This window comes from Candidatus Planktophila sp., from assembly GCF_040402275.1.
In the GTDB taxonomy this organism is placed as follows: domain Bacteria; phylum Actinomycetota; class Actinomycetes; order Nanopelagicales; family Nanopelagicaceae; genus Planktophila.
This window is the reverse complement of record NZ_JBBAMW010000010.1, coordinates 1-17,402: the sequence shown is the minus strand read 5'-3', so window position 1 is coordinate 17,402 and position 17,402 is coordinate 1. Positions and strand designations below refer to the sequence as shown.

The following is a 17,402-nucleotide window of genomic DNA, read 5'->3' as shown; positions in this document are numbered from 1 at the left end:
ACCCAGTGATTTATTGTGAAAAACGCAGGACGCTTTCCTGACATCTCTTCGTGAACAAGCAACTCAAATGAGGCATCTGCTGCTTCAAATGTGAATCCACGCGCTTCCATTTCCTTTACACGATCAACAATGCGACCAATAAGTTCTTTGTCGCCACCAAGATCTACGCCGAGTTCTTGTGATTTCAATTCAATTGATGCACGTCCAGCCATGTCAGAGACCAACATACGCATGTCATTACCAACAGATGATGGATCTTCATGTTGGTACAAGGATGGATCAACCTTGATAGCACTTGCATGCAATCCTGCCTTATGGGCAAATGCTGAAACTCCAACGTATGGTTGACGAGAACTCGGTGCAACATTTGTAATTTCAGCAACTGCATGAGAAATTCTAAATGCCTCTTGAAGAGCATTCGTTGGCAATACTGATTGCTGTGTTTTTAGTTCAAGATTTGCGATGATCGTTACAAGATCAGCATTTCCTGTGCGCTCTCCGTAGCCATTTAATGTGCCCTGAACATGTGTTGCACCAGCTGCAACTGCTGCCATGGAGTTCGCTACCGCGCACCCCGTGTCATTGTGGCAGTGAATGCCAAGTCGAGCATCACTTGCTGTTAGAACATCATGAACAATCTGTGAAAGCTCATCCGGCAACATTCCACCATTGGTATCACACAGAGCAATTACATCTGCCCCAGCTTCTGCTGCTACTCGCACAACCTCTAGCGCATAGGCACGGTTGCTGCGATAGCCATCAAAGAAGTGCTCTGCATCTAGAAAAACACGCTGGCCTTCGGCTCGAAGGTGGGTCACAGAATCGCGAATCATTGCAAGGTTTTCATCCAATGTTGTCTTTAGTGCAAGTTCAACGTGGCGATCAAATGCTTTTGCAACCAAAGTTACGGCAGGTGCACCGCTATCTCTTAATGCGCCAAGCAAAACATCATCGGCCGCATTTGCATTTGGGCGACGAGTAGCACCGAAAGCAACAAAGATTGCATTCTTTAATTTCAATTCTTTCTTAGCGAGTGCAAAAAATTCAGTGTCTTTTGGGTTAGCACCTGGCCATCCACCTTCGATGAAACCAACACCTAGATCATCAAGGTGACGCGCGATATTGAGTTTGTCGTGGACAGAAAGATTCAGACCCTCTTGTTGCGCGCCATCGCGCAGGGTTGTGTCATAGATATGAAAAGCATCATTTACTGGCATTACTTAACCGCACTCATCCAGTTGTGCGCATCTTTGATATTGCCATGCTGAATGCCAAGTAGGTGATTGCGAATCTGCATTGTGATTGAACCAGGTTGTCCGTCACCTGTTACCCAAGTGCCCATGGCACTTTTTGCTTGTCCAACAGGAGAAACAACAGCTGCTGTTCCACAAGCAAAGATTTCAGTAATTTCACCTGATGAAACGCCATCTCGCCAATCATCGATTGACAACATAACCTCATCAACTTTATAACCAAGATCTACTGCAACTGACAAAATCGAATCGCGAGTGATGCCTGGAAGTAGTGTTCCGGTTAACTTTGGCGTAATGACAGTTGCGTCAGCACCTTTACCTTTTACAAAGTAAAGATTCATCCCACCCATCTCTTCAACCCATTTACGCTCTTTTGCATCAATCCACACAACCTGATCGCAACCCTCTTTTGCTGCCGCCTTTTGTGCAATAAGTGATGCTGCGTAGTTTCCACCGCACTTTGCCTCGCCAGTTCCACCTTGGGCAGCGCGCACATATTCAGTTGAGATCCATACAGATACAGCTTTTGAAGGATCAAAATATGCACCAGCTGGCGTTGCAATAAGAATGTATGAAGCCTTATTTGTTGGGCGAACACCTAGTCCAACCTCTGTTGCAATCATGAATGGGCGGATATACAAAGACTCACCTACCTTGCTTGGGACCCAACCTGCATCTTGTTTAACAAGTGCTTCGACAGTTTCCATGAATAACTCAACGGGCATTTCTGGAAGCGCTAAGCGTCGTGCCGAATTAGCAAAACGCTTGGCATTTGCTGTTGGGCGAAACAAAGCAATTGATCCATCTGGCTGGCGATATGCCTTCATGCCTTCAAATATTTCTTGACCGTAATGGAAAACTGCAGTCGCAGGATCCAAAGAAATTGGACCATACGGCATGAGATGCGGCTCGCCCCAGCCATCCTTCTCACTCCATTCGCACATAACCATGTGGTCGGTGTAGTACTTACCGAATCCACCTTCAGCAACTAACGCATCGCGTGTAGCAGCATCTTTGGCATTTGGATTAAGAGTGATTTTCATGAGATTACAGTGCGCTTGCTAGCGCATCTCCAACTTCACTTGTGCTGCGCTTTTTGTCTCCACGAGCTAAAAGATCTGCTGCAACTACACGCTCAACATCACGCGCAGCATCTGCAAAGCCAAGGTGATCAAGCATCATCGCAACTGACATAACAGTTGCAGTCGGATCAGCTAAATTCTTTCCAGCAATATCAGGTGCTGAACCATGAACAGGCTCAAACATTGATGGGAACTTACCAGTTGGGTTGATGTTTCCAGAGGCTGCAAGTCCAATACCACCACAGATTGCTGCGGCGATATCAGTCAATATATCTCCAAATAAGTTATCTGTTACGACAACATCAAAGCGATCTGGATTGGTTACAAAGAACATTGATGCCGCATCAACGTGCAAATAATCAGTTGTGATCGCTGGGTATTCCTTTGCAACTTCATTGAATGTGCGTGTCCACAAACTGCCAGCACGGGTAAGAACATTGTTCTTGTGAACCAACGTTAACTTTTTGCGATCCCGCTTTGAAGCACGCTCAAAAGCATCCCGAATTACACGCTCTGCACCGCGACGTGTATTTAAGCTCTCTTCGGTTGCGATCTCTGCATCTGTTCCTTCAGCCAAAACACCACCAGCACCAACGTATGGGCCTTCTGTACCTTCACGAACAACAACAAAATCAATTGGCACTTTAGTTGCAAGAGGGCCTGTAACACCGGGCATCAACTTCGCTGGGCGAAGATTGACGTAGTGGTCAAAAGCAAAGCGAATCTTTAGCAATAAGCCGCGCTCTAGAACTCCACTTGGAACAGTTGGGTCCCCAACAGCGCCGAGCAAGATTACATCTGCCTTTGCAAGCTCTGCCAATGTTGCATCAGGCAAAACTTCACCCGTGCGATGCCAATATGCTGCGCCAAGATCGTATGAAGTCTTCTTGAATTCAACTCCATACTTCTTAGCAACAACATCTAGAACCTTGAGGCCTTCTTTTACAACCTCAGGGCCGATGCCATCGCCTGCAATAACTGCCAAATTAATTGTTGTCATTAGCCCACCAAGGTTACGGAGCGCACTACTTCTGCTCCAGTTTCCTTCTTAACTGATGCTGTGAGTTCATCACTGATAAGTGAGTCAACTGTGATCGCCATCAATGCATCTCCACCAGCTGTACTCCGTGCAACCTGCATGCCTGCAATATTGATGCCCGCTTTTCCAAGTGCATTACCCACTGTGCCAACAACACCTGGCTTATCAGAGTAGCGAAGGAACAATAGATTTTCTGTTGGTGGAAGATCTAGATCAAATCCATCAATTGCAATGATCTTTTCAACTTTTCGAATACCCATCAATGTTCCATCAACGGTGACGATCTTGCCATCAGCAAGTGCTGCGCGAAGTGAAATCATGCTGCGGTATTCAGGGCTTTCAGGATCTGTTGTAACAGCAGAAGTTACGCCGCGCTCTGCAGCAAGTGCTGGTGCATTTACATATGTGACATCTGAAAGTCCGCAAGCAAGTAGTGCACCCTTAAGCGCACTTGTTGCAAGGATTGATGAATCATGGCCAGAAATATCGCCTCTCACAGTTAGGTCCATGCTTACTGGAGCCTCACCTGCGATTGCTGTTGCAATCTGAGCCATCTTTTCAACCAATGGCAAGCTCGGACGAATCTCTTCGTGAATCGCTCCACCTTTAACGTTTACTGCATCGGGAACTAGTTCTCCTGCCAGTGCTTTGCGCACTGAGACAGCAACTGCGATTCCTGCACGTTCTTGTGCTTCATCAGTTGATGCACCTAAGTGAGGTGTTGCAACAACTTGATCCAAAGTAAATAGTGGAGAGTCGGTACATGGTTCGGTTGAGAACACATCAAGACCTGCTCCTGCTACACGACCTTCTGTAATTGCATCAAAAAGTGCAGCCTCATCAAGTACGCCACCACGAGCAGCGTTGATGATGCGAACAGAAGGTTTTACCTTCTTTAATGCATCAACACCGATTAGGTTTGCAGTTTCCTTGGTCTTTGGAAGGTGAATAGTGATGAAATCTGAAATCTTTAACAATTCATCAAGTTCAACAAGGCGAACGCCAAGTTGTGCTGCACGTGCTGGCTGTAGGTACGGATCGTATGCAACTACATCCATTCCAAATGCTTGCATGCGATGAGCAACTAATTGACCAATACGACCAAAGCCAACAATTCCAAGAGTCTTCTCAAAAATTTCTGCACCTGTGTATTTAGAACGCGCCCACTTTCCATTACGCAATGCTGAGTGTGCTGGAGAGATAAATCGTGCAGATGCCATCAGCAATGAGATTGCTAATTCGGCAGCTGAAACAATGTTTGAAGTTGGTGCATTGACAACCATGACACCTGCGGCAGTTGCTGCAGGAATATCAACATTATCAAGACCAACACCTGCGCGAGCAATTACCTTTAAACCCTTTGCTGCAGCAATAGCTTCAGCATCCATCTTGGTAGCAGACCGAATCAGTACCGCATCTACACCTTTAGCAAGTGCTGCAAGAAGCTCTGCGCGATTTGCACCATCGCAGTTAACAACTTCAAAATCAGGACCTAGTGCTTCAAGTGTTGCAGGACTGAGCTCTTCAGCGATTAAAACAATAGGTTTAGCCACGCGCCGCGCTGCCTTCTTTGTAATCGTCGCCCTTTGACTGCTTCATCCAAGAGAACATCTTGCGAAGTTCACGGCCAACAGCCTCAATTGGATGTGTCTCACCCTTAGTGCGAAGTGATTTAAATTCAGTTCCGCCAGCTTCTTGATCATCAATGAAGCGCTTTGCAAAGACACCGCTTTGGATATCTGCAAGAACCGCCTTCATGTTTTCCTTAACGTGTGGGTCAATAACACGCGGACCTGAAACATAATCACCAAACTCAGCTGTGTCAGAAACTGACCAACGCTGCTTTGCAATTCCACCTTCGTACATAAGGTCAACGATTAGCTTAAGTTCGTGCAAGCACTCAAAGTAAGCAACCTCTGGCTGGTAACCAGCTTCGGTAAGTACTTCAAATCCATACATAACTAATTGTGATGCTCCACCACAAAGAACTGATTGCTCACCAAATAGATCGGTTTCAGTCTCTTCAGTAAACGTTGTAAGGATTCCACCTGCGCGAAGTCCGCCGATTGCCTTTGCATATGAAAGCGTTAGTGGCCATGCACTACCTGTTGAATCTTGTTCAACAGCCACAATTACGGGCACTCCACGACCTGCTGCATATTCACGACGAACCAAGTGTCCTGGACCCTTTGGTGCAACCATGCACACATCAACTGATGCAGTTGGCTTGATATATCCAAAGCGGATATTAAATCCATGCCCAAAGAACAATGCATCGCCATCTTTGAGGTTAGGCAAAATTGAATCTGTGTAGATGTGACGCTGTAGGTGATCTGGCGCCAAAATCATGATGACTGTTGCTTCCTTAACCGCTTCAGTAACACTGACAACCCGAAGGCCCTCAGCTTCTGCTTTTGCGCGAGAAGGTGAGCCCTCTTTTAATCCAACGCGAACATCTACACCACTGTCGCGCAGGTTAAGCGCGTGTGCATGTCCTTGTGACCCGTAACCGATGATCGCGACTTTGCGACCCTGGATGATTGAAAGATCAGCATCCTCTTCGTGATACATCGTTGCTGCCACGGTATTTCTCCATTCGCCTATGTGTTGTGATTTAGTTTTGGTAATCAGCCTGACCGCTGTCAGCGGTAGGAATACTGTGAGTGCTAAGGGTACGGTCTGCCAGCGAGCCGCTACCACGCTCAATGGCGACGAGGCCTGATTGAGCCAGCTCACGAATGCCAAAACGCTCTAAAGCGTTAAGCAGATCACTGATCTTGACCGCATCTCCCGTGGCCTCGATGGTCATGGAGTCTGAATCCTCATCGACAATTGATGCGCCGTAGGTCTCAAGGACCGCTTCCACATCAAACTTGTTCTTAGATGTCGCAGAAATTTTTACGAGTAGCAGTTCAGCTTGAACAGAATCTTCTAATTTCAGCTCTGCAATGTGGATGACATTAACCAACTTATCAAGTTGGCGAATTACCTGCTCCAGTGAATGACTTTCAACATTAATGACGATAGTCATTCGTGAAATATCAGGATTTTCTGTTGGGCCTACCGCAAGAGAATCGATGTTGTAGGCACGACGTGAGAAAAGACCAGCAACGCGTGCAAGTACACCTGGTGAGTTTTCAACTAGAACGGCGAGTGTATGAGTACTCATTAGAGCTCCTGTGAATCCCAGTCAGGCGCCATTTCGCGCGCAATCTTAATGTCGTCATTTGATGTTCCAGCAGCAACCATCGGCCACACCATCGCATCCCGGAATACTCTGAAATCAACAACCACAGGTTGATCATTGATCGAGTTAGCCTTCTTAATAATTGCATCAACATCTTCTGGGCGATCACAGGTTAATCCAACGCAACCCATTGCATCAGCAAGTTTTACGAAATCTGGGACCCGCTTTGATTCAAGGTTCGTATTTGAGTAGCGGCCTTCGTAGAACAATGTCTGCCATTGGCGAACCATTCCAAGAGATTCATTATTGATGATTGCAACCTTGATCGGAATATTATTCAGAGCACATGTCACAAGCTCCTGATTTGTCATCTGGAAACATCCATCACCATCGATTGCCCACACTGTCGTATCCGGTGCACCAACTTTTGCACCCATCGCAGCAGGAACGGCGTAACCCATTGTTCCTAGACCACCAGAGTTCAACCATGTTCGTGGATTTTCATACTTAACAAATTGTGCGGCCCACATCTGGTGCTGACCAACACCAGCAACATAGATCGCCTCAGGGCCAGTGAGTGCACTGATTCGTTCAATTACATATTGCGGTGACAAAGAACCATCTTTAGGCAAGTCATAACCCAATGGATAAGTAGTACGCAGCTTATTCATTGCAGCTAGCCATGGAGCAAGATCTGCGCGCCCCTTTGCAAACTCTGCCTTTAGTGCAGGAATAAGTGCAGCAATCGTGTGCTTAAGATCGCCAACTACAGGAACATCTGCGTATCGATTCTTACCGATTTCAGCAGGGTCAATGTCAGCGTGAATTACCTTTGCATTAACAGCAAAGGTTGAAAGCTTTCCAGTTACACGATCATCAAAGCGGGCGCCTAAAGTGATGAGTAAATCAGCCTTTTGCAGCGCTGTCACTGCCGCTACGGTTCCGTGCATTCCTGGCATTCCATAATGTTGAGGATGGCTATCTGGAAATGATCCAAGAGCCATTAATGTTGTTACAACCGGTGCTCCAACTAGTTCAGCAAGTTGCATCAACTCTTTTGAAGCATTTGATTTCATTACTCCGCCACCAACATAGAAAACTGGTTTTGATGATTGCGCGATGAGTGCTGCTGCATCTTTGATCGCCTGATTTTCAGGCTCAATTTGAGGATGGTAACCAGGGAGTGATAACTCCTTTGGCCACACAAAATCTGTTTCTTTCTGCAGCGCATCTTTAGCAATGTCAACAAGTACCGGACCTGGGCGACCAGATGAAGCGATATAGAACGCCTCAGCAATTGCACGTGGAATATCATCAGGATCAGTAATTAAATAATTGTGCTTTGTAAACGGCATTGTAATGCCACGAATATCTGCCTCTTGAAATGCATCTGTTCCAATTGCTGCTGATGGAACCTGGCCAGTAATTGCAACCATCGGAACTGAATCCATGGCTGCATCTGCCAGTGGTGTAACAAGGTTTGTTGCACCAGGACCAGAAGTTGCAATACAAACACCAACGCGGCCTGTTACTTGGGCGTAACCAGTTGCGGCATGTCCTGCGCCTTGTTCGTGGCGAACCAGGATGTGGCGGATGCTGCTATCAAAGATTGGATCGTATGCAGGAAGAATTGCACCGCCTGGAATTCCAAACATCACATCGACGCCGGCAGACTCCAAAGATTGCACGAGTGATTTAGCTCCACTCATCTTCTTGCTCATATCCATCTCCCTTCGTTGTGTTCAACCTATTTGTGTGTGAAATGAAAAAACCCCCAGATAACTGAGGGTGGCGCCTGATCACAAATCGATCACGCGCCTTTAAATCACCACCACAAATGTTGTGCTCATACTCTTATTATCCAATGAAGCAGGCTCAAGGTCAAGAGGTGAGATGCAGATCTCACATTTTGGAATATTAGACCAGATGTGAAAGAACTACTGACAGATCGCACCCTTAGATGCGGACTGAACCAACTTTGAATACTTGGCTAAAACACCTTGGGTGTACTTATGGGTCAGCGGCTTCCAGCCAACTTTGCGGGCTTCAAGTTCTGCTGGATCTACCAACAAATCTAATGTGCGGTTTTTAATGTCAATGCGTACCTTGTCGCCATCTTTAATAAATGCGATCGGTCCCCCATCAACAGCCTCTGGTGCAACGTGGCCAACACATAATCCAGTTGAACCGCCAGAGAATCGACCATCAGTTAAGAGCAATGTTGACTTGCCAAGTCCTGCGCCTTTTATCGCACCAGTGATCATTAACATCTCGCGCATACCTGGTCCACCCTTTGGACCTTCATAACGAATTACCACTACATCACCAGCTGTGATTGATCCATTTTCAAGTGCTTCCATGGCAGCTTGTTCGCGTTCAAATACTCGCGCTGGTCCTTCAAAACTTTCGATTCCAATTCCAGCTGTCTTACAAACAGCACCTTCAGTTGCAAGTGAACCACCAAGAATTGTGATTCCAACATCTGTGGACATTGGAGCAGAAACTGCCTTTAAAATTTGTCCATCTGGATCAGGAGGATTAATCTCCTTTAGGTTCTCAGCCATCGTCTTACCGGTAACTGTCAGAACATCTCCGTGCAATAAACCAGCATCTAGAAGGCCTTTAAGAACAACTGGAATTCCGCCAACCTTGTCTACATCGCTCATGACAAATTGGCCAAATGGCTTCAGATCTCCAAGTAAAGGAACCTTTGAACCAATACGGTGGAAATCATCCAGAGATAAATCCACATGCGCTTCATTAGCAATTGCCAACAAATGCAGCACAGCATTAGTAGATCCGCCCAATGCCATCAAAATTGTGATTGCGTTTTCAAAGGCAGGCTTAGTCAAAATATCGCGAGTAGTAATTCCTTGGCGAATAAGCTCTACAACAGCTGCGCCAGATGCAATTGCATAGGTATCACGACGACGATCAACAGCTGGAGGTGCAGCAGATCCAGGTAATGAAAGCCCGATTGCTTCACCAATACTTGCCATTGTGTTTGCGGTGTACATACCTCCGCAAGCACCCTCTCCTGGACAGATAGCGCGTTCAATCTCATCAACACGCTCTTTTGTAATGAGTCCACGAGCGCATGCACCAACAGCCTCAAATGCATCAATAATTGTTACATCTTTGCCGTCAACTTGGCCAGGCAATGTTGAACCTGCATAAACAAAAACACTTGCAACATCGATACGCGCTGCAGCCATCATCATGCCTGGCAAAGATTTGTCACAACCGGCAAATGTAACCATTCCATCTAAACGCTCTGCTTGCATTACACATTCAACTGAATCTGCGATTACTTCACGTGATACCAATGAGAAGTGCATTCCTTCGTGGCCCATTGAGATTCCATCGGAAACAGAAATGGTTCCAAATTGCATTGGGAATCCACCGGCATCAATGACACCTTGCTTAGATGCTTTAGCCAAACGATCAAGCGACAAATTACAGGGTGTGATTTCATTCCATGATGAAGCAATACCAATTTGTGGTTTTACCCAATCAGCATCGCCCATTCCAACAGCACGCAACATTCCACGTGCAGGTGCTCGCTCAAGTCCATCAGTAACTACTCCGGAGCGGGGCTTCATATTGGGCATTTGCTAAGTCTAGCCCTCTGTTTGTCCAAGGTGGGTTAAGAGGAGCGAGCGAACCTTGGCAGCATCTGCTTGGCCCTTTGTCTCTTTCATAACAGCGCCAATTAATGCTCCAGCTGCAGGCAAATGTCCGCTACGTACTTTCTCTGCAGTCTCTGCTTGTTCAGCGCAAACCTTTTCAATCGCAGCCATTAAAGCGCCATCATCATTTACGACTTTGATCCCACGCTTTGCAACTACCTCAGAAGGTTTTCCTTCACCGGCTATGACACCTTCAACTACTTGTCGTGCAAGCTTGTCAGTTAGTTCTCCGGCATTAACAAGTGCCACAATTTCTGCAACATCAGCAGGTGTAATTGCTAGCTCTGTAATCGCAACATCCTTATCGTTTGCAATGCGTGAAATCTCTCCAAGCCACCACGTACGAGACTTCGTAGGGTCTGCTCCAAGTAACACTGTTGCTTCAACAATATCTAGAACATCTGCGTTAATCATTGCAGCCATTTCCTTGTCAGGAACAGCCCATGCTTCTTGTAAACGCTTGCGACGAATTGATGAACGCTCCGGCAAACCGGCACGCAATGTTTCAATCCAAGCAGCATCTGGTTCAACAGGCACAAGATCTGGCTCTGGGAAATAACGGTAATCCTCAGCTTGTTCCTTTGAACGACCAGAGCGAGTAAGACCTGTGTCTTCTTGGAAGTGACGAGTTTCTTGAACAACACGACCGCTAGCATTTAACAACTCTGCATGGCGAATCATTTCGCCGCGAATTGCACGCTCAACAGAACGAAGTGAGTTCACATTCTTGGTTTCACTACGTGTGCCAAGTTTTTCTGCACCGATTAAACGCAAAGATACGTTGGCATCACAGCGAAGTGAACCTTGCTCCATCTTCACATCACTGACACCTAATGAGCGCAAGATGTCACGAAGTTCGGCAACATAAGCCTTTGCTACTTCCGGTGCGTACTTTCCTGTGCCAGGAACGATCTTGGTAACAATTTCAACCAAAGGAATTCCTGCACGGTTGTAATCAAGCAGTGAATATTCAGCGCCATGAATACGACCAGTTGCGCCACCCACGTGTAGTGACTTACCGGTGTCTTCTTCCATATGCACACGCTCTACTTCAATACGAAACTTCTTTGGACCCTCATCTGTTTCGATCTCAACATCGACATAACCATTAACGCAGATTGGTTCGTCATATTGAGAAATCTGGAAGTTCTTCGGCATATCTGGGTAGAAGTAGTTCTTTCGTGCAAAACGAGAAAAAGGCGCAATAGAGCAGTTAAGGGCGAGACCGATTTTGATCGTTGATTCAATTGCCTTTGCGTTTACGACTGGCAATGCACCAGGTAAAGCTAGGCAAACAGGACAGGTTTGCGTGTTTGGCTCTGCACCAAAGATTGTGCTGCAACCACAAAACATCTTTGAGTTTGTATTTAACTCAACGTGAACTTCAAGGCCCAATACTGGCTCGTACTTAGCAACTACATCATCATATGAAAGAGTCATCTGGCACGTCCCATGATCGGTGCCCTATCCAGCAATGGAGCGCCCCACTTGGAAAGTAGCGCCGCTTCTAGCGCTGCACCAACTGAATACATGCGCTCATCCTTCATAACAGGAGACATGATCTGGAAGCCAACTGGCAATCCATCTTCATCAGCCAAACCTGAAGGCAGTGACATTCCGCCGATACCGGCCATGTTGACTGGAATTGTTGCAATGTCATTTAAATACATGGCGAGTGGATCATTAGCTTTTTCACCAATTTTAAATGCTGTTGTTGGGCATGTTGGTGAAACCAGAACATCTGCCTTCTCAAAAGCCTTTGTGAAATCTTGAGTAATGAGTGTGCGCACTTTTTGAGCACTTCCGTAATAGGCATCGTAGTAACCTGAAGACAGAGCATAAGTTCCCAAGATGATGCGGCGCTTTACCTCTTTGCCAAAGCCAACCTCGCGAGTCAAATTCATTACTGATTCAGCTGAGGCACCATCAATATCGCCAACGCGCAACCCATAACGCATCGCATCAAAGCGAGCTAAGTTAGATGAACATTCAGATGGGGCAATTAAGTAGTACGCAGCAAGGGCGTATTCAAAGTTAGGGGCAGATACTTCAACGATTTCTGCGCCAGCTTTTGCCAACAAATCAAGTGATTCTTCAAAGCGTTCACGAACTCCGCGTTGGTACCCATCACCATTGAGTTCTTTAACAACACCGATCTTCATTCCCTTTACATCGCCAGACTTCGCAGCAGCAACAACTTGTGGCACTGGTGCATTAATACTGGTTGCATCCTTTGGATCATGTCCTGCAATTGCTTCATGCAGTAGCGCAGCGTCCAAAACTGTGCGAGCACATGGGCCTGCTTGGTCTAGTGATGAAGAAAAGGCAATCAAGCCATAACGAGAAACTCCGCCGTATGTTGGTTTAACTCCAACGGTTCCTGTTACAGCTGCAGGTTGGCGAATCGATCCACCTGTATCTGTACCAATTGCAAGAGGTGCTTCAAAAGCGGCAAGGGCTGCAGATGATCCGCCGCCTGATCCGCCAGGAATTCTTGTTAAATCCCAAGGGTTATGTGTTGGACCGTATGCCGAGTTTTCTGTCGATGATCCCATCGCAAACTCATCCATGTTAGTTTTACCCAAAATAACAATGTCATTTTTCTTAAGGTTTGCAACAACTGTTGAGTCATACGGTGGACGCCATCCCTCAAGGATCTTTGAGCCACATGTTGTTGGAATACCTTTTTGCGCCATTACATCTTTGAGTGCCAATGGAACTCCAGCAAGTGGTGACAACTTCTCACCCTTTGCGCGCTTTGCATCAACTCCAGCGGCTTGTGCAAGTGCACCTTGCGTATCAATATGTAAAAATGCATGAACATCGCCGTCAACTGCGGCAATTCGATCCAGATGTGCCTGCGTTAATGCGACAGATGTTATTTCGCCAGCAGCAAGTTTTGCTGCCATCTCGGCTGCATTGTTACGAATCATTCTTCACCCAAAATCTGTGGAACACGGAAACGTTGTTCTTCTTGCGCTGGTGCACCAGATAACGCTTCTTCAGGAGTAAGACTTGGCACCACAACATCTGGGCGGAAAACATTGCGAAGTGGCAGTGGGTGCGATGTTGGTTCAACATCTGCGCCGGCAACCTCTTGAACTCGTGCAACGGCATCCAAAATAACTGTGAATTCGTTAGACAGATTCACTAACTCTTCATCGCTCATCTCGATACGCGCTAGGCCTGCAAGTTTTGCGACATCATCGCGTGAAAGGCTGCTCATGGGGCTTAGTCTAATTAAATTGCGCACTAACTGCGAATTTGCCCATTTCCAGTAACAATCCAAGTGGTGGTCGTCATCGCTTCAAGTCCCATAGGGCCACGAGCATGCAATTTCTGATTTGAGATACCGATTTCAGCCCCAAATCCCATCTGCTCGCCATCTGTAAACCTGGTGGATGTATTAACCATGACAGCTGCGCAATCTGCCAAAGCAATAAACCTCTTCACATTCTGATCATTTTCGGAAATTATCGCTTCTGTGTGTTGAGTTCCATACTTTGCAATGTGAGCACTTGCCGCATCAACGGAATTAACAATTGCAACATTGATTTCTAAGGTTCCGTATTCAGTACAAAAGTTTTCATCTGTCGCTAGCGTTGCTGGAATACCTGCACTCTTAGCAATCGCAAGAGATGCAGAATCACAGTGCACAATAACCCCGGCTTCATGCAACGCATTGAGTGCAACGGGTGCAAACTCTGTTGCTATCGCAGAGTGAAGAAGAAGTGTTTCTGCAGCATTACACACACTTGGTCGCTGAACCTTTGAGTTAATTATGATTGGCAAAGCCTTTGCAAGATCTGCAAACTCGTCAATATAAACATGGCAAACACCAGCGCCAGTTTCAATTGTTGGAACAGTTGATCCATCAACGACCATACGAATCAATGCCGCACTTCCGCGAGGAATAACTAAATCTACTTTGCCACGGGCATTTAGAAGAGCTTTAACGGTTTCACGGTCTTCAGATGGAACCAGCTGGATAACATCTGGAGAAATCAAGGTGGTCGCTAGAGCATCACGCATGACGCGAACCAAAATCGCATTACTGTGCGAAGCACTGGATGAACCACGCAGCAACGCTGCATTTCCAGACATCAGCAAAATTACCGCCGCATCTACAGTCACATTAGGGCGTGCTTCATAAACCATTCCTATAACACCGAAGGGAACTGAGATTTGTTCCAACTTAATACCGTTAGGTAACGTTGATTGGCGCAATGTGTTGCCAAGTGGATCTGGAAGTTCGCTTACTTGGCGCGCTCCCCCAGCAATTCCTTTAATTCGCTCGGGTGTCAGCAGGAGTCTGTCCAAAAGAGATGAATTGAGATTTGCTGCACGACCTGCAGTCATATCCTTCTCATTAGCCGCAAGAATTTCAGCACTTCGAGCCTCAAGGGCATCTGCGATACTTTGAAGTGCTGCTTTGCGTTGGGCACCAGTTGCAACAGTCAAAGTGCGGCCTGCGACCCGAGCTGTGTCGGCTAATGTGTTTATCAATGTCTGCTCGCTCATTTAGATCAACACCAAATCATCACGATGAACTAGTTCACGTTCATACTCTGCGCCTAATGATGCAGCGAGCTCTTTTGTGGAACGCCCCAACATTTGTGGCAAATCTTCAGAATCAAATGCAACAAGGCCGCGTGCAATTACTTTTCCAGTTGGGCCAACTAATTCAACCGCGTCCCCTGCAATGAACTCGCCTTCAACAGCGGTAACTCCAGCTGGTAGCAAAGAAACTCCACGTTCTAAAATTGCGGTCACTGCACCAGCATCAAGGATCAACTTGCCTTGCGGTGTAGTTGCATGTGCAAGCCAAAGAAGTCGTGAAGTGGTCTTGCTTGCTTGGGCATGGAAGTGAGTTCCATGTGCCTCCCCACGTAATGATTTTTCGGCATCCGCTAGAGATGTCAGCAACATTGGAATCCCTGCAGAGGTCGCAATGCGAGCTGCCTCAACTTTGGTAACCATTCCCCCACTACCAACACCAGCAATTCCAGCGCCACCAAGTGTTGCAGCTTCAATATCTGCAATGACTGTTACTTCTCTGATTCTCTGCGCTCCTGCTTGTGAAGGAGGTGCGTCATAGAGTGCATCAATATCTGAGACCAAAACCAATAGATCTGCACCAATTAGTAGTGCAACCAGAGCAGCAAGGCGATCATTGTCGCCAAAGCGAATTTCACCAGTACCGACAGAGTCATTTTCATTGATGATTGGCACAACACCTAATTGCAAAAGGCGAAACAAGGTGCGCTGTGCATTTTGGTAATGCGAGCGGCGAACAACATCTTCGGTCGTAAGCAGTACTTGTGAAGCAGTTATTGAATGGCGATTAAAGCTTTGTGTGTATTGGGCAATAAGCAAGCCCTGGCCAACTGATGCTGCTGCTTGTTGAGTAGCTAGATCCTTTGGACGTGTTGTTAATCCAAGTGGGGCAAGGCCTGCAGCAATTGCGCCGGAGGAAACAACTACAACTTCGGCACCGCGTGCCTTACAGGCGGCAACGACATCAACAAGTTTGTTGACGGCATCTGCATCAAGTGCTGATCCAGCTTTACCGGTGAGAGAGGACGAGCCAATCTTGACGACGATGCGCTGTGCAGAGGTGATCTGCTCTCGGCTCACTTGTCATCTCCATCCTCTAATTCTTTAACAATGATGGCTGAAAGTTTAGGTGTGTGAGGGTCAACTACGTTGTATTCCCACTGCTTGGCGATTTCATCTTCACTCAAAATGTCTTCAACGCGCTCAGGCATGTTCCATGTTGATTCAAGGCGTGAGTCCTCGCCACGGCGGTGTAGGTGGCCAGCTAACTGCTCTGCTCCAGCTTCAATAGTTGGCTCCCAGTCAAAGATAACTTCAGTATCTCCGTCACCGATACGAACTTCGCTACCTGCAATAGCACCCTTCTTAAACAACTCTTTTTCAACTCCGAGTTGTGCGAGACGATCTGCCAAATAACCAATAGCTTCAGCGTTCTTAAAATTAGTCTGTCGAACCCATCGTTCAACCTTCTTGCCACGAATCGTGAATGATCCATCTGCGTTTGCATTAACTAAGAATCCAGAGTCATCGACTGCAACTGGACGCAAAATAATACGTGTGCGCTCTTCCACCCCTGCGTCATTACGATTCTTTTGTACTAAACGCCCCATTGCATAAATCAGATCTTGCAAACCCGCACGAGATGCGGCCGAGACTGGATAAACGTCATAACCCTTATCGCGTAACTCTTGTTCGACCATGTCTGACATTGCCTGTCCATCAGGTAAATCGATTTTGTTCAGCGCAATAATGCGGACTCGATCTTCAAGTCCGCCGTATAAAGCTAGTTCATTTTCAATTGCTTCAAGATCTGCGACAGGGTTTCGATCTGTTTCTAATGTTCCGCAATCAAGAACATGTACCAAGGCAACACAGCGTTCAACATGGCGCAGGAATTCAAGGCCTAAGCCCTTGCCCTGAGATGCACCTGGAATAAGTCCAGGAACATCCGCAACTGTAAATCGTGTTTCACCTGCTTGGACAACGCCAAGGTTTGGAACCAATGTTGTAAATGGATAATCAGCAATCTTTGGACGCGCCGCAGAAACAGCAGCGATAAGTGAAGATTTTCCTGCACTTGGGAATCCAACTAGAGCAATATCGGCAACGCTTTTTAGTTCAAGAATTAATGTGCGCTCTTCGCCTGGTTCTCCGAGTAAAGCAAAACCTGGTGCACGACGCTTTGATGAAGAAAGCGCCATATTTCCCAGTCCACCAAAGCCTGCTTGGGCAGCAATGAATGTTGTACCGGTACCAATTAAATCTGCGATTTGTTCGCCGTTGCTATCGTAGATAACAGTTCCATTTGGAACTCCAAGGATTAAATCTTCACCTTGATGTCCATCTTTGCGATCGCCATAGCCTTGATGCCCTGAAGTTGCTCTGCGGTGAGGCGAGTGGTGGAAATCAAGCAGGGTCGTAACGCTTGGATCAACAATTAGAATTACATCTCCGCCGCGTCCACCATTACCGCCATCTGGTCCACCTAATGGCTTGAACTTTTCACGCTTTACAGAAACACAACCATCGCCACCTTTTCCTGCAATGGCATAGAGAGTTACGCGATCAACGAATGTTGTCACTTATTAACTCCCT

At 46.7% G+C, this 17,402-nt stretch carries 14 protein-coding genes; all 14 read right to left on the bottom strand.

Going from position 1 to position 17,402, the window contains the following annotated elements; all coding sequences use genetic code 11:
• Positions 1–1,217, bottom strand: a 1,217-nt coding sequence (cimA, locus tag AC9UEY_RS03630) for a citramalate synthase (RefSeq protein WP_509537897.1), incomplete at its 3' end; no start/stop codon positions are given.
• A complete protein-coding gene (locus tag AC9UEY_RS03625; RefSeq protein WP_509537895.1) occupies positions 1,217–2,296 on the bottom strand; it encodes a branched-chain amino acid aminotransferase in 1,080 nt (359 codons plus the stop codon). The genes cimA and AC9UEY_RS03625, both read right to left, overlap by 1 nt.
• 4 nt (positions 2,297–2,300) lie before the next feature.
• The gene (locus tag AC9UEY_RS03620) at positions 2,301–3,335 is read right to left on the bottom strand and encodes a 3-isopropylmalate dehydrogenase (protein ID WP_509537892.1); all 1,035 of its coding nucleotides are present in this window, start codon (positions 3,333–3,335) and stop codon (positions 2,301–2,303) included.
• The gene (gene serA / locus AC9UEY_RS03615) at positions 3,335–4,927 is read right to left on the bottom strand and encodes a phosphoglycerate dehydrogenase (protein WP_509537889.1); all 1,593 of its coding nucleotides are present in this window, start codon (positions 4,925–4,927) and stop codon (positions 3,335–3,337) included. The genes AC9UEY_RS03620 and serA overlap by 1 nt, the downstream gene beginning before the upstream one ends.
• Positions 4,920–5,978, bottom strand: coding sequence for a ketol-acid reductoisomerase (ilvC, locus tag AC9UEY_RS03610; RefSeq protein ID WP_509537941.1), 1,059 nt, complete (start codon positions 5,976–5,978; stop codon positions 4,920–4,922). Before ilvC ends, serA begins: the two co-directional genes overlap by 8 nt.
• 10 nt (positions 5,979–5,988) lie before the next feature.
• Positions 5,989–6,543, bottom strand: a complete 555-nt coding sequence (ilvN, locus tag AC9UEY_RS03605; protein ID WP_509537887.1) for an acetolactate synthase small subunit — start codon at positions 6,541–6,543, stop codon at positions 5,989–5,991.
• Positions 6,543–8,282 (bottom strand): acetolactate synthase large subunit, encoded by a 1,740-nt coding sequence (locus AC9UEY_RS03600; protein ID WP_509537884.1) that lies wholly within the window; start codon positions 8,280–8,282, stop codon positions 6,543–6,545. Before AC9UEY_RS03600 ends, ilvN begins: the two co-directional genes overlap by 1 nt.
• A gap of 216 nt (positions 8,283–8,498) precedes the next feature.
• Positions 8,499–10,172 (bottom strand): dihydroxy-acid dehydratase, encoded by a 1,674-nt coding sequence (gene ilvD / locus AC9UEY_RS03595; RefSeq protein WP_509537882.1) that lies wholly within the window; start codon positions 10,170–10,172, stop codon positions 8,499–8,501.
• A gap of 9 nt (positions 10,173–10,181) precedes the next feature.
• Positions 10,182–11,690, bottom strand: coding sequence for an Asp-tRNA(Asn)/Glu-tRNA(Gln) amidotransferase subunit GatB (gene gatB, locus AC9UEY_RS03590; RefSeq protein WP_509537879.1), 1,509 nt, complete (start codon positions 11,688–11,690; stop codon positions 10,182–10,184).
• Positions 11,687–13,183 (bottom strand): Asp-tRNA(Asn)/Glu-tRNA(Gln) amidotransferase subunit GatA, encoded by a 1,497-nt coding sequence (gene gatA, locus AC9UEY_RS03585; RefSeq protein ID WP_509537876.1) that lies wholly within the window; start codon positions 13,181–13,183, stop codon positions 11,687–11,689. Before gatA ends, gatB begins: the two co-directional genes overlap by 4 nt.
• Entirely contained in the window at positions 13,180–13,476 is a 297-nt protein-coding gene (gene gatC, locus AC9UEY_RS03580; protein WP_509537874.1) for an Asp-tRNA(Asn)/Glu-tRNA(Gln) amidotransferase subunit GatC, read from the bottom strand. The genes gatA and gatC overlap by 4 nt, the downstream gene beginning before the upstream one ends.
• Positions 13,477–13,502: 26 nt before the next feature.
• Positions 13,503–14,771 (bottom strand): glutamate-5-semialdehyde dehydrogenase, encoded by a 1,269-nt coding sequence (locus AC9UEY_RS03575; RefSeq protein ID WP_509537871.1) that lies wholly within the window; start codon positions 14,769–14,771, stop codon positions 13,503–13,505.
• Positions 14,772–15,887, bottom strand: coding sequence for a glutamate 5-kinase (proB, locus tag AC9UEY_RS03570; protein ID WP_509537869.1), 1,116 nt, complete (start codon positions 15,885–15,887; stop codon positions 14,772–14,774).
• Positions 15,884–17,389: a GTPase ObgE gene (obgE, locus tag AC9UEY_RS03565; protein WP_509537866.1), complete on the bottom strand. Its 1,506-nt coding sequence runs from the start codon at positions 17,387–17,389 to the stop codon at positions 15,884–15,886. Before obgE ends, proB begins: the two co-directional genes overlap by 4 nt.
• Between the last annotated feature and the right edge of the window lie 13 nt (positions 17,390–17,402).